General features: G+C 59.7%; 15 protein-coding genes and 3 tRNA genes. 6 read left to right on the top strand and 12 right to left on the bottom strand.

Features of this window, described 5'->3' with window-relative positions; all coding sequences use genetic code 11:
* Positions 1-514: 514 nt before the first annotated feature.
* Both HMPREF2878_RS01120 and HMPREF2878_RS01115 read right to left on the bottom strand, forming a co-directional pair.
* Positions 515-590, bottom strand: a tRNA-Arg gene (locus tag HMPREF2878_RS01120).
* Positions 591-593: 3 nt separating this feature from the next.
* A tRNA-Ser gene (locus HMPREF2878_RS01115) sits at positions 594-685 on the bottom strand.
* A 211-nt stretch (positions 686-896) separates the two neighbouring features.
* Between HMPREF2878_RS01115 and HMPREF2878_RS01110 the strand changes: the two genes are divergently transcribed.
* Positions 897-2,036, top strand: a complete 1,140-nt coding sequence (locus HMPREF2878_RS01110) for a histidinol-phosphate transaminase (protein ID WP_049172459.1) — start codon at positions 897-899, stop codon at positions 2,034-2,036.
* A gap of 14 nt (positions 2,037-2,050) precedes the next feature.
* On the opposite strand, the gene HMPREF2878_RS01105 is transcribed toward HMPREF2878_RS01110, so the two are convergent.
* The 3 genes from HMPREF2878_RS01105 to HMPREF2878_RS01095 all read right to left on the bottom strand — a co-directional run bounded on the left by HMPREF2878_RS01105 (position 2,051) and on the right by HMPREF2878_RS01095 (position 4,203).
* Positions 2,051-2,944, bottom strand: a complete 894-nt coding sequence (locus HMPREF2878_RS01105; protein ID WP_242451355.1) for a hypothetical protein — start codon at positions 2,942-2,944, stop codon at positions 2,051-2,053.
* Positions 2,937-3,680: a hypothetical protein gene (locus HMPREF2878_RS01100; protein ID WP_070652702.1), complete on the bottom strand. Its 744-nt coding sequence runs from the start codon at positions 3,678-3,680 to the stop codon at positions 2,937-2,939. The genes HMPREF2878_RS01105 and HMPREF2878_RS01100 overlap by 8 nt, the downstream gene beginning before the upstream one ends.
* Before the next feature lie 438 nt (positions 3,681-4,118).
* Positions 4,119-4,203, bottom strand: a tRNA-Ser gene (locus HMPREF2878_RS01095).
* A gap of 198 nt (positions 4,204-4,401) precedes the next feature.
* On the opposite strand from HMPREF2878_RS01095, the gene HMPREF2878_RS01090 reads away from it, so the two are divergent.
* Positions 4,402-5,370 carry an NAD(P)H-quinone oxidoreductase gene (locus tag HMPREF2878_RS01090; RefSeq protein WP_048732059.1) on the top strand — a complete coding sequence of 323 codons (969 nt, stop codon included), beginning with the start codon at positions 4,402-4,404 and terminating at the stop codon, positions 5,368-5,370.
* A gap of 16 nt (positions 5,371-5,386) precedes the next feature.
* On the opposite strand, the gene HMPREF2878_RS01085 is transcribed toward HMPREF2878_RS01090, so the two are convergent.
* Positions 5,387-6,655: an aminotransferase class V-fold PLP-dependent enzyme gene (locus tag HMPREF2878_RS01085; RefSeq protein ID WP_070652701.1), complete on the bottom strand. Its 1,269-nt coding sequence runs from the start codon at positions 6,653-6,655 to the stop codon at positions 5,387-5,389.
* A gap of 471 nt (positions 6,656-7,126) precedes the next feature.
* Here HMPREF2878_RS01085 and HMPREF2878_RS01080 point away from each other — a divergent pair, with 471 nt between their 5' ends.
* From HMPREF2878_RS01080 to HMPREF2878_RS01070, 3 genes are all read left to right on the top strand, one after another.
* On the top strand, positions 7,127-8,095 hold the full coding sequence (locus HMPREF2878_RS01080; protein ID WP_083310795.1) for a galactan export ABC transporter permease subunit Wzm/RfbD: 969 nt from the start codon (positions 7,127-7,129) through the stop codon (positions 8,093-8,095).
* A 46-nt stretch (positions 8,096-8,141) separates the two neighbouring features.
* Complete coding sequence (locus HMPREF2878_RS01075; RefSeq protein WP_005510871.1) at positions 8,142-8,924, top strand: galactan export ABC transporter ATP-binding subunit Wzt/RfbE; 783 nt, start codon at positions 8,142-8,144, stop codon at positions 8,922-8,924.
* A 155-nt stretch (positions 8,925-9,079) separates the two neighbouring features.
* Positions 9,080-10,186 (top strand): glycosyltransferase, encoded by a 1,107-nt coding sequence (locus HMPREF2878_RS01070; RefSeq protein WP_070429125.1) that lies wholly within the window; start codon positions 9,080-9,082, stop codon positions 10,184-10,186.
* A gap of 326 nt (positions 10,187-10,512) precedes the next feature.
* Here the strand turns inward: HMPREF2878_RS01070 and HMPREF2878_RS01065 are convergent, their stop codons facing one another.
* The 6 genes from HMPREF2878_RS01065 to HMPREF2878_RS01040 form a co-directional block, all read right to left on the bottom strand.
* On the bottom strand, positions 10,513-11,643 hold the full coding sequence (locus HMPREF2878_RS01065) for a PDDEXK family nuclease (RefSeq protein ID WP_070652700.1): 1,131 nt from the start codon (positions 11,641-11,643) through the stop codon (positions 10,513-10,515).
* Between the two features lie 173 nt (positions 11,644-11,816).
* The gene (locus HMPREF2878_RS01060; protein ID WP_070652699.1) at positions 11,817-13,019 is read right to left on the bottom strand and encodes a hypothetical protein; all 1,203 of its coding nucleotides are present in this window, start codon (positions 13,017-13,019) and stop codon (positions 11,817-11,819) included.
* 10 nt (positions 13,020-13,029) lie between these two features.
* The gene (locus HMPREF2878_RS01055; protein ID WP_016421829.1) at positions 13,030-14,952 is read right to left on the bottom strand and encodes a glycosyltransferase; all 1,923 of its coding nucleotides are present in this window, start codon (positions 14,950-14,952) and stop codon (positions 13,030-13,032) included.
* Between the two features lie 18 nt (positions 14,953-14,970).
* Positions 14,971-15,504: a GtrA family protein gene (locus HMPREF2878_RS01050; protein WP_070547045.1), complete on the bottom strand. Its 534-nt coding sequence runs from the start codon at positions 15,502-15,504 to the stop codon at positions 14,971-14,973.
* A 78-nt stretch (positions 15,505-15,582) separates the two neighbouring features.
* Complete coding sequence (locus HMPREF2878_RS01045; protein ID WP_070652698.1) at positions 15,583-16,566, bottom strand: hypothetical protein; 984 nt, start codon at positions 16,564-16,566, stop codon at positions 15,583-15,585.
* 51 nt (positions 16,567-16,617) lie between these two features.
* Positions 16,618-17,271 (bottom strand): hypothetical protein, encoded by a 654-nt coding sequence (locus HMPREF2878_RS01040; protein WP_049189782.1) that lies wholly within the window; start codon positions 17,269-17,271, stop codon positions 16,618-16,620.
* A gap of 19 nt (positions 17,272-17,290) precedes the next feature.
* On the opposite strand from HMPREF2878_RS01040, the gene HMPREF2878_RS01035 reads away from it, so the two are divergent.
* A complete protein-coding gene (locus tag HMPREF2878_RS01035) occupies positions 17,291-17,518 on the top strand; it encodes a hypothetical protein (RefSeq protein ID WP_005510976.1) in 228 nt (75 codons plus the stop codon).
* Positions 17,519-17,608 lie beyond the last annotated feature (90 nt).

Here is a 17,608-nt window from a genome sequence, read left to right as displayed (position 1 = left end):
GCAACTGTTCAGGATAGGAAAATGTCCCCCGGCGTGCGAGGCGGCGCGGGGCGGCGCGGGGCGGAAGCCCCGATTGACCAAGTACAAGGCCAGGCTAATCGGATTCGGCCAGGCAAAGGCTGCGCGGGGGTGTTGGAGGTACGGCCGTGGCGGCTCAGGGAGGTGGTGAGTCGGGCGGCAGGTCCGGGTTGGTGCCTGTTGCTGCGCGTTGCGACCTGTTGTTGCACGTTGCTGAAGCAAGGGAGCTGGTTCGTTGTCTTATCGATGCATAGTTCACCCATCGATTCGCTATAGCCTGGCCACAAGTGAACAACGCATCGACAAGTGCACACGTAGCACCCACAGCGCGCGCATAAGTGGCGCAAAACCATCGACAGGCCACGAGAAACCATCGATAAGTGACCGAACCCTGGCCACAAGTGAAGGACCTCGCTGCCCCCGCCCCGCAATGCCCCGGCTCGCGCTGCCAGGTAATAAATACAAAAGACCCGCACCTACAAGGTGCGGGTCTACATGGTGCGCCCGAAGGGATTCGAACCCCTAACCTTCTGATCCGTAGTCAGATGCTCTATCCGTTGAGCTACGGGCGCGTGTGGCGGAGGCGAGAGGATTCGAACCTCCGGCCCGTCGCAAGACAGGCAACTCCTTAGCAGGGAGCCCCATTCGGCCGCTCTGGCACGCCTCCAAAACCACTGGCATCGATCCCGCTTCAGCAAAGCTGTTCGCCATTGCGTGGACGAGACCAAATAACCGCAGCCAATCCTACAGAACACAAGAATTGAAAAGCAAAACACCCGCGGAGCCACCAAATACGGCGCCACAAATAGCGACCACACCTTGGGATTTTGCGGGGATTCTGTACTGCCCAATCCGGGCCATGTTCTACAGTTAGGCCTATGACCAACGATGCATCTTCAGTTCAGCCCAAAACCCGTGCCGACCTCGAGCAGGTTCCGGCCTATGTCCCGGGCAAGGCTGTGCCCGGCGCGCTGAAGATCGCGTCCAATGAAATGACCCAACCGCCACTGCCCTCGGTGGTGGAGGCCATCTCGCAGACCATCGCTGACCCAACCACCAGCCCGAACCGCTACCCGGACATGGGCGCGGTTGACCTGCGCATTAAGCTCGGCGAGCATCTGGGTCTGCCCCTGGAGCAGGTCGCGGTCGGCTGCGGCTCCTCTGCTCTGTGCCTGCAGCTCGTACAGGCCACCTGTGCGGATGGGGATGAGGTCGTGTTCCCGTGGCGCAGCTTCGAGGCCTACCCCATTCTCGCTCGCGTCGCTGGGGCTACTCCGGTGCCGGTGCCGCTGGATGCGCAGGGTCGCAATGATCTTTCGGCAATGGCTGCCGCTATCACCGGCCGCACACGCCTGGTTTTCGTCTGTAATCCCAATAACCCGACGGGCACGACCATCACTCGCGAGGCATTCGCGGAGTTTATGGCGCAGGTTCCGGGCGATGTTGTGGTCGCTCTCGACGAGGCGTACATCGAGCTGGTGGACGAGGCCACTCATGCTGCTACCCCGTTGGCGCATGAGCTGCTGGATACCTACCCCAACCTGGTTGGCCTGCGCACATTCTCCAAGGTCTACGGTTTGGCCGGGCTTCGTGTGGGCTACATGTTCGGCCCGGACAAGCTTGTGGAGGCCGTGAATAAGGTCGCTATCCCCTTCTCCGTAAACACTCTCGCGCAGATTGCCGCGCTCACCTCGCTCGACGCACAGGAAGAGCTCACCGCCCGCATTGCTGAGGTCCGCGCACAGCGCGTCGCCGTCACAGAGGCCATCAACGCCGCCACCGGCCGCGAGACGGTGCTGCCGAACTCGCAGGCCAACTTCATTTGGATTGACGAGGGTCGGATTGCGGATCTCTCTTTGCTTGACGACGTCTCGGTGGCCACCACCACGGATCTCGGTGACTTCTTGGCGCAGCGCAACATTCTCATCCGCTGCTTTGCCGGCGAAGGTGCTCGTATCACCATCACTACTGAGGACGAGACCTCGCAGTTGCTGGCTGCGCTAGGAATTGAGCGCTAACAGCTATCGCTCAGCTAGCAGCTACCGGCGCGGCCGGTGGTCGCGCCACCGCTGCGCTCAATCGCCTTTGCGATGCGGTCAAGCATTTGCTGGCCGGTCTCATAGGTGCCGTCGTCAGGCTGGGCTGCGATAGCTACACCAACGAAGGTGCCCGGCTTCTTGCCCGGCAGATAGCCGAACTGCCGCACAAGGTAGACGCCTTCATCATCGGGACCCCAACCGCCCTTGAAGTGGGCGCCGCGGATGCGTCCGAGGCCGTAGGACTGCTCGTCGGCAATCTGTCCCATGAGGTCAGCGACCTTTGGGCCCGCCTCGATGCACTGCAAATTGGCGCCGAAAATAGCCTGGTCGCGCAAATCCCACTGCGTCTGCCCGAAGACGGTGTATTCCGCACGGATGCGGTCAGTGCCCATGACGGTGCGGGTGTCGTGGCCCTCTCGGAGAATCTCGTCGGTGGTCGCGCCCGCGGTCGCGTCATCGCCCAGGGAGTACCACATGGACTCAGCCGCATCGTTATCGGAAACCGTGATTGCGTCTTCGACCAGGGAATCCACGCCCGATTGGCGCACATAAGCCACCGCAATCGGCACCTTGGAGGTCGACCAGGCCGGACCCGTTTTGAAGTCACCCGTGGAAACCACTTCGGAATCCTTATCCGGCGTTGCCAGAGCGGCGCCGGCCAAACCACCGAGTTCCTTTTGCGCGGATTTCACGGCCTCGACAACTTCGCGAGGCATCTCACCGGGCACAACTTTCCCGTCGGAGGATGCGCCGCCGGGGCCGTCGTCAAGCGGATTGGACAGCGTCGGCGACGGCATGCCCGCCGAATCGGTGCCAATGGTGCAGGCGCTAAGGCCGAGCGTGACGACGGCGGTTGCGGCCAGAGCCGCTCGGAGACGTTTAGACAATGTGCACCGTCGCATTCGTACCGCCGGTACAAGTGACAACCTCACCGTTATCGCGGCAGGTCATGCTGTATGTCTTGCCAGTTGTTGGGCTGCTAGCGGTGACAGTACCGTTGAGCTTCTTCGTAAGTTGGTACTGCTCAACGAAGGAATTGCGGACGTTGGTGGCAAACTGACAGGTCGTAGTGTTACCACCGACATCTTCTGCATATACCAAGTTCAAATCACCCGGATCGCCCGAGCCGGAGCAGTGACGCCAGTTCGATGGCGGCTGGAACCCTTCAGCGCGACGCTTCTGCTCAGCGGTCGACGAGGTGGAGGAACCCTCAGCACTAGCGGACTGAACCGACTGGGGCGAGTTGCTGCCGGCCGAATTCACTCCCTTCGAATCGGAGAAGTAGAAGTAAGCCATTGCGCCGACGAAGAGAGCGACCGCAACGAGTGCCAGGACAATAACCGCGATGGTCAGCCCCTTGTTGTCATTGCGCGGCGCAGCAGCCGGACCAGCTTGCGGACCTGGAACATAGGGGGCAGGGCGGTATGGTTCAGGCTGCTGGGACTGTGGATACTGCTGCTGCAGATACTGCGTTTGCCCCTCAGGCTGCTCCCACTGTGACCCATCCACAGCGCTCCACGCATTTGCCGGCGTATCTGCAGAGGGCTGATCATCTGACGCGTCCGGATTTATGCTCCACTCACCGAACGAGTCGTCCGAGTGGTTGCTCCGATTCGTTGCCATTGTTCGACCTTTTCCCTCAATACCGTCCGCCAGTATGACGCTGGGTTTGTATTACAGCAAGACCGAGCTTACCGGTTTTGGCAAATTGCCCGTATTGTTTCAGGCCACAACGGTTTCGGGTCCATGTCATGCAGCTTTTCCACCGAGTGCCCCGGGTTGAAGTGGATTTCAGTTCCTGTATTCAACGAACCGTCGGCAATCGCGTCGGCGCCCCTTGGCGATGGTGTCATTGACCACCAGTTCCTGAGCATGTGCGATACTGCCGAATCCCGCACATGTCCGCGCATGTCATACCTGCGGCCGGAGAGAATGCAGCAATGCGCGCAATACCGCGGTTACGTACGGTACGACTATCCGTCGCTGGCCCCACCACATACGCCAATTTTGAAGACAAATGAAGAAACCCCCGGTAGAACAACTACCGAGGGTTTCCATCTGCGGAAGCAGGGGGATTTGAACCCCCGGAGGTGTGACCCTCGCTGGTTTTCAAGACCAGTGCATTCGGCCGCTCTGCCATACTTCCAACGACAACATCATAACCGCATACCGCCGTGAGGCAGCAAACGCCCTCATAACACCCCTTGCCAGCACCTTTCGCTAGCCTTCTCATCCCACACCACACCCCAAGCATCCACCTCTACAGACATAACTATTTTTGCTAATTGCAAAAGAGCTTGAAATACCGCGTGCATAACCAGTTTTTGCATTACCTTTGAAGACTATGAAGGCAATCATTCAGACTGATCTTTCCAACCCCCGCGCCCTGGAATGGGCCGATGCTCCGGAACCGACTCTCGAGGATGGGCAGGTGCTGGTCAAGGTCAAGGCCGCTGGCGTAAACCGTGCTGACCTACTGCAGGCCGCTGGCCACTACCCGCCACCGAAAGGCGTGACCGACACCCTCGGCCTGGAGTGCGCGGGTGTCATTGAAGAGGTCAAGGGGGACTCCCAGGGCTGGAAAGTCGGCGACGAGGTCTGCTGCCTTCTCTCCGGTGGCGCTTACGCCGAAAAGGTCGCAGTCCCGGCCGGCCAGATTCTCCCCCTGCCACATGGCTACTCCTTCACCGAGGCCGCATCCATCGTCGAGGTTGCCTGCACGGTGTTCTCGAATGTCGTGATGATTGCCGGCCTCAAGGAAGGCGACCTACTGCTGGTCCACGGTGGCGCGGGTGGCATCGGCACTTTCGCTATTCAGATGGCCAAGCGGCTCGGTGCTCGCGTCGCAGTCACCGCCGGTTCGGCGGAGAAGCTGGCTAAGTGCAAGGAGCTCGGCGCCGACATCCTCATCAATTACAAGGAAGAGGACTTCGAGGAGATCGTTGCAGCTGAGGGTGGCGCCAATGTCATTCTGGACATCATGGGCGCAAAGTACCTCGACCGAAACGTCAAGGCCCTGGCGAAGGACGGCCACCTGGTCATCATCGGCATGCAGGGAGGCGTTAAGGGCGAGCTCAACATCGGCCGCCTGCTGAGCAAGCGCGGCTCCATCACCGCCACCGGCCTGCGCTACCGCGATCTCGCTGACAAGGCTCGCATCGTCAACGCCACAGAGGACACCATCTGGCCAATGCTTGCCGACGGCACCGTCACCCCTCAAATTCATGAGGTCATGGATATGCGCGACGCAGCCAAGGCCCACGAGCTGCTCGACAGCGGCGCGGTCAGCGGCAAGATTGTGCTGACCGTCTAGTTAGCTGACTACCTAGTTAACCGAGCGAGGCAACTGCGCGCACGAGCTGGTCAATGTCGTGCGGCGTATTGAACGGCTGGAGGCCAACTCCCACGGCGCCTCCAGCCTCATCGATGCCCATGGCCTCCAGCAGTGGCGATTCGTATGCATCAACAATGCTGGTCACCAGGCCATTATCCAGCAGCCTGTCCACAACCACCTTCGCCGACACCCCATCGACGAGGAAGCTAACGCGCGGAATGTGCTGTGCCCGCGACACACTCGCGAAAGAATCATCTTCGGTATCCATACCGATGATGTACACCCGAGGCAGGGTCATCAACGCTGCAATCAGGCGTTCCGACAACGTCGTCAAGTAGCGAGAAACCTGCGGCATCGCCGTTTCAATGCGATGCCTACGTGACCCCCTCGCCGTGCTATCCAGCGATGCCAGGTGCAGCACCGATTCCGACACTCCGCCGAGCAATGCCGGCGACACCGCGGAAACCTCGATCCGCTCGACGCCGCGCACATTCGGCACATAGCTTAACGACGTCATGCGCTCGAACATCTCGGGATCCTTGAACACCAATGCTGCGACCTCAGGCCCGCCCAGCACGGAGGCATCAACCAGCATGATGTCGGCGCCCAGCTTGCTCATCGACACATCGCGGTAGGCGACAATATCCGAGGCATCAACCAAAACCCAGGCGTTGGAGTACTCATGCACCCGCCGAGAAATGTCAGCTACCGGGGCAATGGTGCCAATGAACGGATCCGCGGCCGGGACGACAACGAGGCGAGTGTGCTCGTCTACGAGCTCGTCGAACTGCCAGGACGGCAACGTACCCGAGGACAAGTCAGCCTCAGCAATGCGGACTTGAGCTCCGTAGAGATTGGCTGCTCGGCGTAGTGGTGCGTGTACGACCTGCGAACCAATGCGAGAAATCACCAGGTTAGAGCCGAGCGTCAAGCGTCGACTCATTGCGGACGTGAACTGCTCCATGAGCACCTCACGCGAAGATCCCAACACCACGCCGGCGACCGGGCCACCAGTGAGATCGGCAAAAGCCCGGCGCGCACTGGCGGTTAGTTCCGCTGCAGCGGGAACGCCCGAGCTGCGCGACTGGCCATGAGCCCCCGCCCCAGTCTCACCAGGAAGGGACTTCTGCGCATTGCGAAATGCAGAAATCATCGCAGCCTGGACACGCTCGGGTACCTGGGTGCGTTGACCCGCATTGAGGTATGTCCACCCGTCGGAAAGCGACGAGTAAGCACCCCTGGTTGTCGGCACATCGAAGGCCATGAAAACCCTTTCCCGGTTTCGAATTCAAGCTGCGATATCTATTTCAGAATTAACCGTGCAATCACCCACGAATCGAGTGTCCATGCCTCGAACCGTGTATCGCTTGCACATCTTAGTTGGAGCCAATTCTATCGAAGCAACCCCCTATAGGATAATCTTTATCCCTTTTTAGTAGTTGCTTAAAATTGGCTGAACTTTTCCTGCCTGTAGCCATGCGCAAGCACTCCCAATGCGTGAATCATATGCACCAGCCGCAGGCCATAAAGCAGTTACAGCGGCGATTGTATGTAAGTTTTCCAGACTCACATAACCAGTCACATAACCAGTTGTGGAACCAGCCTCAGAAGCACCACGTAACCACCAATGACGACCATCCCACGCGACCGTTGTTCGCCGTCACGACGTGGAATAATGGCTCGCCCGGCGCTGTCGGTATTCAATCTAATCCGCCCTTGCTAGTAGTTTGGAGACGTGACTAACGCAGAAAATGATTGCCAATCCGCAGACGCAGCCGACCAGTCTGCCGATACTGTGCGCAATGGCTCCGCTCTCCGCACGGAGGAAACCCTCCGCCGCGACATTGCGCGAATGGTTGACGCAACGGGTGAGGCACCGGCTTTCAAGTCGCGTTCCCGTACCATGGGCGCTGCCTGGCGGGATCTGGCTACCGGCTTTGGCCAGCGCGAACTGTGGCTGCAACTGGGCTGGCAGGACATCAAGCAGCGGTACCGTCGCTCCACGCTTGGCCCGCTGTGGATCACCATTGCCACCGGCGCGATGGCCCTGGCTCTCGGCCTGCTGTACTCGCTGCTGTTCCAGCAGGACCTGGCATTCTTCCTGCCGCACGTGACCGTTGGTCTGATTATCTGGGGCTTCATCTCCGGCTGCGTGCGCGAGGGCGCAACCGTCTTCATTGAAAACGAAGGCCTCATCAAACAGTTGCCCAGTGCGCTGAGTGTTCACGTCTACAGGCTGGTGTGGCGTCAGTTGCTTTTCCTGGCCCACAACATGGTGATTTGGCTGATTCTCGTGCTGGTCTTCCGTCCGGATTTGGGCTGGAACTTCTTCCTGGTCATCCCCGCGATGGCGCTGCTGGTGGTCAACGGTGTGTGGGTGACGATGTTCTTCGGCATCATCGCTACGCGCTACCGCGACGTGGCACCACTGCTGGATTCCCTAATTCAGCTGGTGTTTTACATGACTCCGATTGTGTGGACCACCAAGACACTGGAGGAACAGGGCGGTGCCGTCGCCGAACGCGCACGCATCGCAGAGATCAATCCCCTGTTCCACTACCTGGAAATCATCCGCGCCCCACTGACCGGCCAGCCGGTGGATACCTACCACTGGTGGATCGTCCTCGCCTGCACCGCAGTTGGCCTGCTGCTGGCACTCGGGGCCATGCGCCTGTGGCGCTCCCGCGTGAGCTACTGGGTTTAGGCCGCAAAGGCCGTCGTAAAGCGAATAGAACTAGCAAGGGATAAGCATGGTCAGCATTGATACTTACAACGCGTGCGTTGACTTCCCCATTTTCGACGCCAAATCGCGGTCGATGAAGAAGGCGTTCCTCGGCGCCGCGGGTGGTGCGATTGGCCGCAATGACTCCAACGTCGTGGTCATTGAAGCGCTGAAGGACATCAACATCCATCTGCGCGAGGGCGACCGCGTCGGCTTGGTTGGCCACAACGGAGCGGGTAAGTCCACGCTGCTGCGACTACTGTCGGGAATCTATGAGCCCACGCGCGGTGCCGCCGATGTGCGCGGGCGTGTGGCTCCGGTGTTCGACCTCGGTGTCGGCATGGACCCGGAGATCTCCGGCCTGGAAAACATCATCATCCGTGGCCTGTTCCTGGGGCAGACGCGCAAGCAGATGAAATCCAAGCTCGACGAAATCGCAGAATTCACCGAACTCGGCGATTACCTGCACATGCCATTGCGCACTTACTCCACCGGTATGCGCGTGCGTTTGGCGCTCGGTGTGGTCACGTCCATTGAGCCGGAGATCCTGCTTCTCGACGAAGGCATCGGAGCCGTCGACGCCGCATTCATGGCGAAGGCCCGGACGAAGTTGACCGAATTGGTCGACCGCTCCGGTCTGCTGGTGTTTGCGTCGCACTCGAATGAATTCCTGGCGCAGCTGTGTGACACGGCACTGTGGATTGATCACGGTACGGTTCGACAGGCAGGGCTTGTCGACGAAGTGGTCGAAGCCTACGAAGGTAAAGAGGCCGCCGACCAGGTGCGCCGCGTGCTCGCGCAGCGACGGTAGCAGCTTCGCCGGGAGTCCGGGCGCAGTTCCCCATCGTGGCCGAGCGGACGGCTGGCGGGCGGCTGGCGGGCGGCACGGATGCTTGGAATTGCCCACCCGGAGCAACATGGCAAGATAGACAGCAATAAAAACAGTAATAAACGGTACTTCCCCCGATGGAGAACGAAGTGAGCGAAAACTCGGCTGACCACCCAAAGCACGATGAAGCAGCAACGGCCGCAATCGTGGTGACTCACAACCGCATCGAGGACCTGCGTCAATCGCTTCCCATCGTTGCCAGCCAGACCCACATGCCGAAGTGGCTCATCATCGTCGACAACGGCAACGACCCGAAGGTCAAGGAACTCGCCGAGCAGGTGGCGGCGCAGCAGTCGTCGGAAAGCGGATCGGCGCCGGAGATTCACTACGTCGGCTCCAAGACGAACCTGGGCGGCGCTGGTGGTTTCGCACTGGGTATGCTGACTGCGCTGTCGCTGGGCGCGGAGTGGATTTGGTGCGCCGATGATGACGGGCGCCCGGAGGACTCCTACGTGCTGAAGGCGCTGCACAGCTGCGCGCGACGTCACCAGCTCGACGCTGTCTCGCCGGTGGTCTGCGACATTAAGGCCCCGAACAAGCTGGCATTCCCCCTGCGCCGCGGGCTGGTGTGGCGCCGTCATCGCGAGGAGCTTTTCGAAAGCGGCATCAACCCCAAACTCCCGGAAGTACGCGACTCCGAGGGCACGAAGTGGTTCACCAATTTCGCAGATCAGAAGGCTGCTACCGGGCTCGAACTGCCTAGCGACCTCGAGACCATCGACGGCAACCACGATCTCCTGCCCGGCATCGCATCCCTGTTCAACGGCGCGCTGTTTAGCGCCCGCTCGCTGGAACAGCTCGGCGTTCCCGACTACCGCCTATTCATCCGCGGCGACGAGGTCGAATTCCACCGCCGCCTGGTCCGCTCCGGCCTCCGGTTCGGCACATGCTTGACGACGGCCTACCTGCACCCCTCCGGTTCGGGTGAATTTGTGCCCATTCTCGGCGGCAAAATGCACACGCAGTACCCGACCAATGACTTCAAGCGCTACTTCACCTACCGCAACCGCGGCTACCTGATGAGCCAGCCCGGCATGCGCAAGCTCATGCCACAGGAGTTCCTGCGCTTCGGCTGGTTCTTCCTGGTCCAGCGCCGCGATGTCCGCGGCTTCTACCGCTGGTTCAAGCTACTGAAGCAGGGGCGCGCGGAGAACTTCGAGCGCTTCGATCCAAAGTCGAAGTAGTTCGGGCTGGCGTTGCGGCTGGTGGGGCTGGTGGGGCTGAGGCTGTGGCGCTGGCCTGCATATTTGATCTCGCCCGGGTCGTGTAGTCCGCATTTCGAGTGCTCAGTGCGCAAAAGTGTTACCTAACCCCTGGTTCCCTTCTCCTCCACTGACATATCGATGAGGTATTCACTCATCGATGCGCTACAGCCTGCGCATAAGTGAATAGTCCTACGATAAGTGCGCGGGCCAGGCCAACAGCGTGGCCATAAGTCCTGAAAACTCATCGACAAGTGGCGGAAAGTTGGCCATAAGTCAGCACAATTGCAATAGGTCAGCAGCTGAACTTAGCCTGAGTCGCGCGAGGCCGGTGCATTTTCCAGAAGCTGCAAACGCTGCTTACGCTCCTGGATTCTGGACTCACGGAGCTGCCGATCTTTATACGGGACAGTGGCTTGACGAAAACGCCCAACTTCGGACGAAAATACCAATCCACCTGCCTGAATGCGCTGCCTCTGCCGAATAGCGAACTGTCGCAAGACCTCCACGCAGTCCCCATTAATGACCTGTGACCATTGGAAGCGGAGTACATCTAAGTGGAGGTTTCGCAGACGCTTCTCGCGAGCTTGCTCTTTCAGAAGCACAGTCTCCGTAGCTGCTACCCCGCCACCGGAATACTTAGTCAGCCCATCGAACTCAATGATCAAATTCAGATGAGGCACATAAAAATCGACGCGCCCAATGAATCCTTCACTGTCATAGAACTCGACTTGCTGCATGAGCACGCATTTTTCGTCGTAAAGCGTGGCAATTCCTGAGTCGATTATGCATTTCTTTGTGATCGACTCACCGATGGTTTCGCTGTGTTCGCTGGCAGTTCGAAGTAGCTCGCGGGCGCGACGGGTCCCCGGCGAACGTGGGTAATTTGTGAAGACTGTACGCAATTCTTCGAGGTCACACCACTGTCGTAGTGCGGTGTCAACGATGATTGGCCCGTTTTCGGACTCGGCGGTGCGGCAAATATCGATGACGGTTTTCGGCACATCGGTAACGCAGCGCCCACCAATGCGAACGATGTCTTGTTCGAGGATTTTGCCACCGACATGGCGCAATCCGCCGCCAGGTCGGCGCAGGCCGGAATTGGCAAGCGCGATTGTGGCATTTCGAACAAGCAACGGGATGCCATGCAACGCAGCGGCTGCTTCGCCCGTAATGATTGTCCCGGAACCTGGCTTGACCAGTGCCTTTATCTGCAGTTGAAAACGTTCGAATGCTGACAGCGCATTCCAGCGAGAGCACTCGATGTAGGTGCCGTGCGCCAGTCTGAGCAGGGATTTATCTCGAATATTTGTGCTTTCGACGTGGCCGTGCAGATTATCCAGCTCTGACGTGGCACTGACGTATTCACAAGGATGCTTGATTTGCTTCTGCGCAGCCGCATGGATGAGGCCATCGGAATCGTAATTCCAGGTAGGCATTGGTTTAGGCACGCTCCCCGAGGTCGGCTACAGGAATTCACGCATGGAATTAGTGCCTTCATTTATGACCGACTCCGTGAAAATTGGCAGCGGAAAAGCCGCCGAATTGCACTTATCTGTGGACAATTTGGCGGCTGTGGATAACTAGCTGCGGACACCCAGCTGTCGCTTACTTAATACTTGGCGCCGTCCTCAACTGCGAGACCGAACGGAATGCCGGTGTCTGACGGCCAGTACTTCTCGTCAGCTGAGAAGCTAATCGTTGCCCTTTCCCCATCGCTGTGGCGATTTGGGTTAATCACAACATGGTCAATAGTGCGTGTCTCAGTTTCATTACTTCCTGCAAGCGTTGCTGTCACTTCAGTTGGCTGGTCGAGAACCAGAATCGCAAATTGTCGATTGTCGGCAGTATGGGGGTTGGGATCCTCACGCTGCTGATAAGCGAGAACCTCGGCTCGGTTCTGGAAAACCTTCACGGTACCGGTTACGGTCTGCTGGCCGCTGGTTCCATTGCTCGACCCCTGCGGACTAGAACCCGAAGCCCCAGACTGCGAACCCGAGCCCGAGTCCGAGTTCGAACCCGACCCCGAAGCCTGCTGCCCCGCCGTCGGATTCGGGTCACCGTTGCCACCGTTACCACCATCAGCGCCAGTACCATTCGAGCCCGAGCCCGGCGCGCAGTCATTACCAGCAGCAATGGCCTCGACGACATCCAGGTTGTCAACCGGAATCCAGTTAAACTGTTCGAACTCCCCGGCACCCGGATTCGCAGGCGTTTCCACCAGCTCATTGCCCTGGCGCGTCACCAGCAAATCTTCCTGATCGCGCCCCATCCTCTCTGCAGAAAACGAGAACATACCCGGCTGACCAGTAGCTCGCTGAAGAGCGCGACGTACACCGCCCACAGAAGTCACGCCGTCATGGTAGGAATTCTGAAACTGAATTTCCTGACCATTTTCGTCAACGCCGTAGACACCAATCGCATCAATTTCGGCGCTCATCGCACTTGTGCCATAGTTCAGCACCAGCTCGGGCACGCACCCATCATCAAGATGCACGAGCGCATATTTCATCGCCCCACCAGGACTAACTTCTCCGACAAAAGTCTGCAGTGGCGCCGGGTTCGCCAGCACCTGCTTGTACACAACGACGGCCTTCTCCGCCTGCGCCTGCACCTGCGCATCGCCATTTTCGCTTGACGACGACACACTGCCCTCAGCAGCCGCCGAATCGCCACCTCGATCCCCAGAAACCTGGAGGAAAAGGAACAGAGCCAGCAACAGGATAATCAACACCAGCAGCACCAAGATGGTGATGAGCTGTTTGCGGGTTTTGTCACCTGAGCTAGTCGAAGGCGTGGGTGTGTGCGTGGTCATGATTGAAGAACTACTCGCCTTGGAAGAACTTTTCCCAGTTGTCTTCGCTGGTCAAAGATGGCACGGCGGCACGCCACTGCTTCGCAAGGTCGTCCCACTTGGAGGACAGTTCGCGCATGAGGCTGATGGTCTCGGCGCGCATGGACTTTTCCTTATCCAGGTCGCGGACCAGGTGACGCACACCGTTCTGGGAGGCATCGGTGACCCAGACGTCGTCGAAGGTGGAAATGTGCCACCAGAAGGAGTCCTCGAAGGCCACAGCCACCGGCCCCGGGCGCTTCTTACCCATCTGGGTGTACGCAAGCCGCTTTGCCATCGTCTTGTTTTCGCTGGAGATCTCGTGTGACGGCGGACGAACTGGGGTCAGACCACCCGGCATCTCGTGCATCGGCAGCAGCTCGGTCTCCGGGAAGTTCTTTCGACCAGCAGAAATGCGAGCGAAGTCGCCCTGCGATGCGTTCTTCAGCACCTCCGGGCCACGTAGCAGGTCACGAACAGCTTCCATCTGCGTCCAGGCCAGGCCGTAGCGCATGGAGACCAGGTTCGAGAGGATTCGTCGTGAAGCGACGTTGACCATGTCCTTTGCGGTGACATCGCCGTGCATGGTGGCGGCGATAAGCGAGTTGCGCAGGCCGAAGTACTGGGCGGCGTTTTCGATGTCCTTCCAGTAGAAATCGGCGTGCCAGACGGCGGCGCCCGGAATGGTGTCGGTCGGGTAGCCGGCCTTGGCGGCGCGGAATCCGTAGTCGATGTCGTCGTACTGGAAGAACAGCGGCAGCGCCAGGCCAATCTTCTTAATGACCTCGGACGGCACCAGGCAGGTCCACCAGGCGTTGTAGTCAACGCCCAGGCGACGCAGCTGGTGGTACTTGCGCACGTCCACGTCGGCGTAACCGAACTTGGGGTCGTTCTCCTCGACGGTCAGCGCCTTCCAGTTGTAGGTCTCGCCGGTGCGGAAGAGGCTGGTCGGGTTGAACAGGAAGAGCATCTGCGCGCCGAGCAGCATCGGCTTTTCCGCGCATACGGCCAGGGCGGATAGGCGCAAGGTGGTTTCGGGCTCGGGGCGGATGTCGTCGTCGGTAAGCAGAACCATGCAGTCGCCCGCAGCGGTGGCGTCGCGCATGCCGCGGGAGAAACCGCCGGCGCCGCCGAGGTTCGGCTGGTGGACAACGTTCAGACGCTCGCCGAGGATCTCCTTGGCCTGGATGAAGTCGGCTTCGTCGGCCGGGTGCTGTTCGCCCTGGTCAACGACGCGGATGGTGCGAACGCGCTCAAGGGCTGGCAGGTCCTCTGCCAGCGTGGCGACGGTTCGAGCACAGTCAACCGGCCGGTTGTAGGAACAAATGACCAGGTCAGTCGGAATATCGCGCTTGATAGCCGACTTGGGCACAACATAGCGGACATCGGAAATCTTTGCGCCTGCGTCCTCGGTGTCGAAGCGCAAGTGAATGGCACCGCCATCGGCGAAGCGGTCCAGCGGGACGGTCAGGCGCACCTCTTCATTGGCAGAACCTGACATCGGCGAGTGCTCACCGGTCCAGTTGCCGTCGGCATCCGAGCCGCCCGCTGCCCAGGAGTCCTCCAAGCGGAGGTGGCCCCCAATATCTTCGGTGTAGGCCAGCACACGCGCGGAACCGACCACGCGCGCACGGATTTCGACCTGCTTAATTGAGGTCCAGCGCTGCCAGTAAGAAGCTCGGAAGCGACCGAAGTAGGTGTCAGTGCGCACCACGGTGTGGCGACCGAGCGTGATCGAGTTACGGGTGGCCTGCACCGAGCTGTCGTAGGCGCCAACGCCTTCGACTCGGTAGTACAAATCCGGCTCCACCCAGTCTGCGGGCGGAGCAAACAGCACGCGCTGAATAGTCAGCATGTCAACATCGGTTTCGGCGGTCAGCTGAGTGGATTCCTTATTAGAAGCAGTCGAAGTCACGTCCCCCAGCGTATCGCGCTATTTCACACGGAAGATGAATACACGCTGAATGATGAAGTTAATTACCGTCGCAACGCCCTGTGCGACGACGAATGCGCCGAACTGTGCCCACTGCGCGTTCCAATCCCAGGCCTCGACAAGCCAGGGCTGCAACACATTAAAGATGCCGACCTGTGTGGCGTAAGTAATCAAGTACAGCACCGCAACTGCCAGCACCTTCTTCGCCGAGGACTTCGACTTGAAGGTCCAGCGGCTGTTAATGATGTACGCCGTAATCGTGCCGAAAACCCAGCCGACCGTCTTGCCCCAGAAGTTGGTCGCCCCGAAGGCGTTGAGCATGATGAACGTCAGGCCGAAGTCCACCACCGCCGCGATGACGCCGGAGATAATAAAGCGCATCATCTGCACTTTCAGTCCGTGCTCGTCCTTGGCCTCCGTCGCCATTGGCACTGCGGCCGAGTCCTCTACGACAAATCCGTTTTCGTGGGAGCCGTTTCCGAGCTTGCCGTTGTCGCGGTTCGGGTTTTCATTTGCTGTTTCATTCGCTGACACGCCTAGGAATTCTAGGCCACCGGCCAGCTAACAAACAGCCAGCGCGAACATAAACAGGCAATAAAGAGGAGAAAAGAACTAACGCCGCAGCGCCTCACGCAGCAGATCCAGCCGCTCCACCGGCGAGAGCGCATCCGCCCCAGCTAGCCCCAACGCGCTCATCTCCGCCCAGCTAGCCGCCGCCAATTCCTCAACGTCCTCGCCGGATAGTGGGATGCCCTCGTCGCTCTCCCAGCCGAGGCGCTCCATGACATGCGCCGCCACATCATGCCGCAGCTCATCCGAGGTCAGCGCCGCCAAGCACAGCAGCTCCACCAATGCCGCATCGTGCCCGGCTGGGTCTTTCTCGGCGTCCTCTATAGGCAATGCACGCAATCGCTTGACGACGCTCTCCCCCGCCTGCCCGGTCAATTCCAGCGCGGTTGCTTCCGACCTCTGCAGGTCCAGAGCCTGTAACAGGGGCACGAATTCAAACACCCCCGACCTCTCGATGATGTCCACGATATCGGCACGAGCGGTGGCCAGCGTATTTTGAATAGAGTCCCGTCCGGTCAATTCCCTATTGATTGCGGCAATATCTACCGGCTCCTCCGCGTCCACATCCCCCAGTGCGCGGATTGAACCCGAGCCACCGATGCACAGGGCATCCGGGGTGGCCTCATCGCGGGCAAAAGCTTCTCTGACCTGCAAGGTATGTTCCCACAGGCCCCACTGCCAGATAAGGGTATCGCCGGGACTTTGCAGCACCTCGGCAACTGTGGTGGACAGGGGAACATCGACGACTCCGACCGCTGCGGGTCTGCCGCCAGTCACCAGCTGCGCCGCAGACTCCACCGCAGAGCCGGGCAAATGGAACTTCGTCGGCACGCTTTCCTCGCCCCACCCAAAGATGACCGCTAACACGCGGGACAGGCTTCGCAAATCCATCTGGTCATTGACCCCGAAGACGCGGTGGGCACTGCACGGTTCTTCCTCTAAAGAGGCACCGATAATGAGCGTGGCCGGTTCCGTGGCCACGCGAACGCCTGGGAAGGCGACTACGTTATCGGTCTGTGCTGCCATACCTCACAGCGTACGCAGGAAAAACAATGTGGCCTGGATGGCAAAAACTCGCTACAATGCGCGCGTTTTTACCAGCGGAATCTGGCGCGGCTCCGCACCCCACGGCTCTACCAAGTACTTGCGACGCAGGCGCTGCGACTCCACCGCGGTCCACTGCGCCACCAGCTCTTCTACCCCGCGGGCAAGCCCCAGCACCGGCCCTGCGACTTCTTCGCCTACATGCGGAAAATCAATAACCTCTACGTCGTTGACCTTGGGGAACCGCGGCTCCGTCAGATTTCCCTTGCCGGGCTTGGCCTTCTCTTCCTTCGCGGCAGCACGCAGCTGTCCGATGTGGTCACGAATGCCGGCCACGGATGCCGTCAGGTCAATCACCGTGGCCCCTGCCTGTTCAATCGCATGCGATAGCAGGTCCGCCCCCTCAGCGCTCTCTGCACTCTCTGCCGCAGCGTCACCGTCACCATCGCCCGCGGTCACAGACGCAACAAAGCAACCGGTGAGCAGATTGGTGGCGGTCTCCAGGGCTCCGTCGTCAAGCGGATCCACCAGCCATGCACCCGACAACCTCTCGCCTGCAAAGGACGGCGAGAGCTCCACATGCCAAATGACAACGGGCGATGTGGAACTACATACGGCAAGGGTCTGCGGAGCAGCAGCAGGCGTGGAAGTCATGAGGTTGATGGTATCGCGAGTGACGGATCCCACGCGGGGTAGCCTTTATCGCATGTTCGACTTTTTCAAGAAGAAGCCGCGTGAAACCATCAACATGGCCGCCGAGTACACCAACACCCCGCTGTCGAACCAGATGGTCATGCTGTTCGCCGAGGAACTGCCCATCCTCGACAGCAAGGAACGCGCACAGGTCTACCGCGCACTCGAGGCGTACGACGGCCCGCAGATCACCTCGCAGGAAATGCTGCCGGAAGAGATCCGAAAAATTATGGATCTATAGTCTCTCCGTATATTTCGCTTGCTTTCCGACGGCCCGTGCGCGACCTCAAGCGTGACCAACACCTCGGAGCGTCACGGGCGACGGAGCCGG

The sequence above is a fragment of the Corynebacterium sp. HMSC065H09 genome, assembly GCF_001812845.1.
GTDB classification, from domain to species: Bacteria; Actinomycetota; Actinomycetes; order Mycobacteriales; family Mycobacteriaceae; genus Corynebacterium; species Corynebacterium jeikeium_D.
This window is presented reverse-complemented; position numbering and strand designations above follow the sequence as displayed.

Coding starts and splice junctions, on each gene's coding strand:
- HMPREF2878_RS01060 (WP_070652699.1), bottom strand. CDS start 13,019: ATGACCACGCACACACCCACGCCTTCGACTAGCTCAGGTGACAAAACC.
- HMPREF2878_RS01090 (WP_048732059.1), top strand. CDS start 4,402: ATGAAGGCAATCATTCAGACTGATCTTTCCAACCCCCGCGCCCTGGAA.
- HMPREF2878_RS01035 (WP_005510976.1), top strand. CDS start 17,291: ATGTTCGACTTTTTCAAGAAGAAGCCGCGTGAAACCATCAACATGGCC.
- HMPREF2878_RS01065 (WP_070652700.1), bottom strand. CDS start 11,643: ATGCCTACCTGGAATTACGATTCCGATGGCCTCATCCATGCGGCTGCG.
- HMPREF2878_RS01045 (WP_070652698.1), bottom strand. CDS start 16,566: ATGGCAGCACAGACCGATAACGTAGTCGCCTTCCCAGGCGTTCGCGTG.
- HMPREF2878_RS01070 (WP_070429125.1), top strand. CDS start 9,080: ATGGAGAACGAAGTGAGCGAAAACTCGGCTGACCACCCAAAGCACGAT.
- HMPREF2878_RS01110 (WP_049172459.1), top strand. CDS start 897: ATGACCAACGATGCATCTTCAGTTCAGCCCAAAACCCGTGCCGACCTC.
- HMPREF2878_RS01085 (WP_070652701.1), bottom strand. CDS start 6,655: ATGGCCTTCGATGTGCCGACAACCAGGGGTGCTTACTCGTCGCTTTCC.
- HMPREF2878_RS01100 (WP_070652702.1), bottom strand. CDS start 3,680: ATGGCAACGAATCGGAGCAACCACTCGGACGACTCGTTCGGTGAGTGG.
- HMPREF2878_RS01075 (WP_005510871.1), top strand. CDS start 8,142: ATGGTCAGCATTGATACTTACAACGCGTGCGTTGACTTCCCCATTTTC.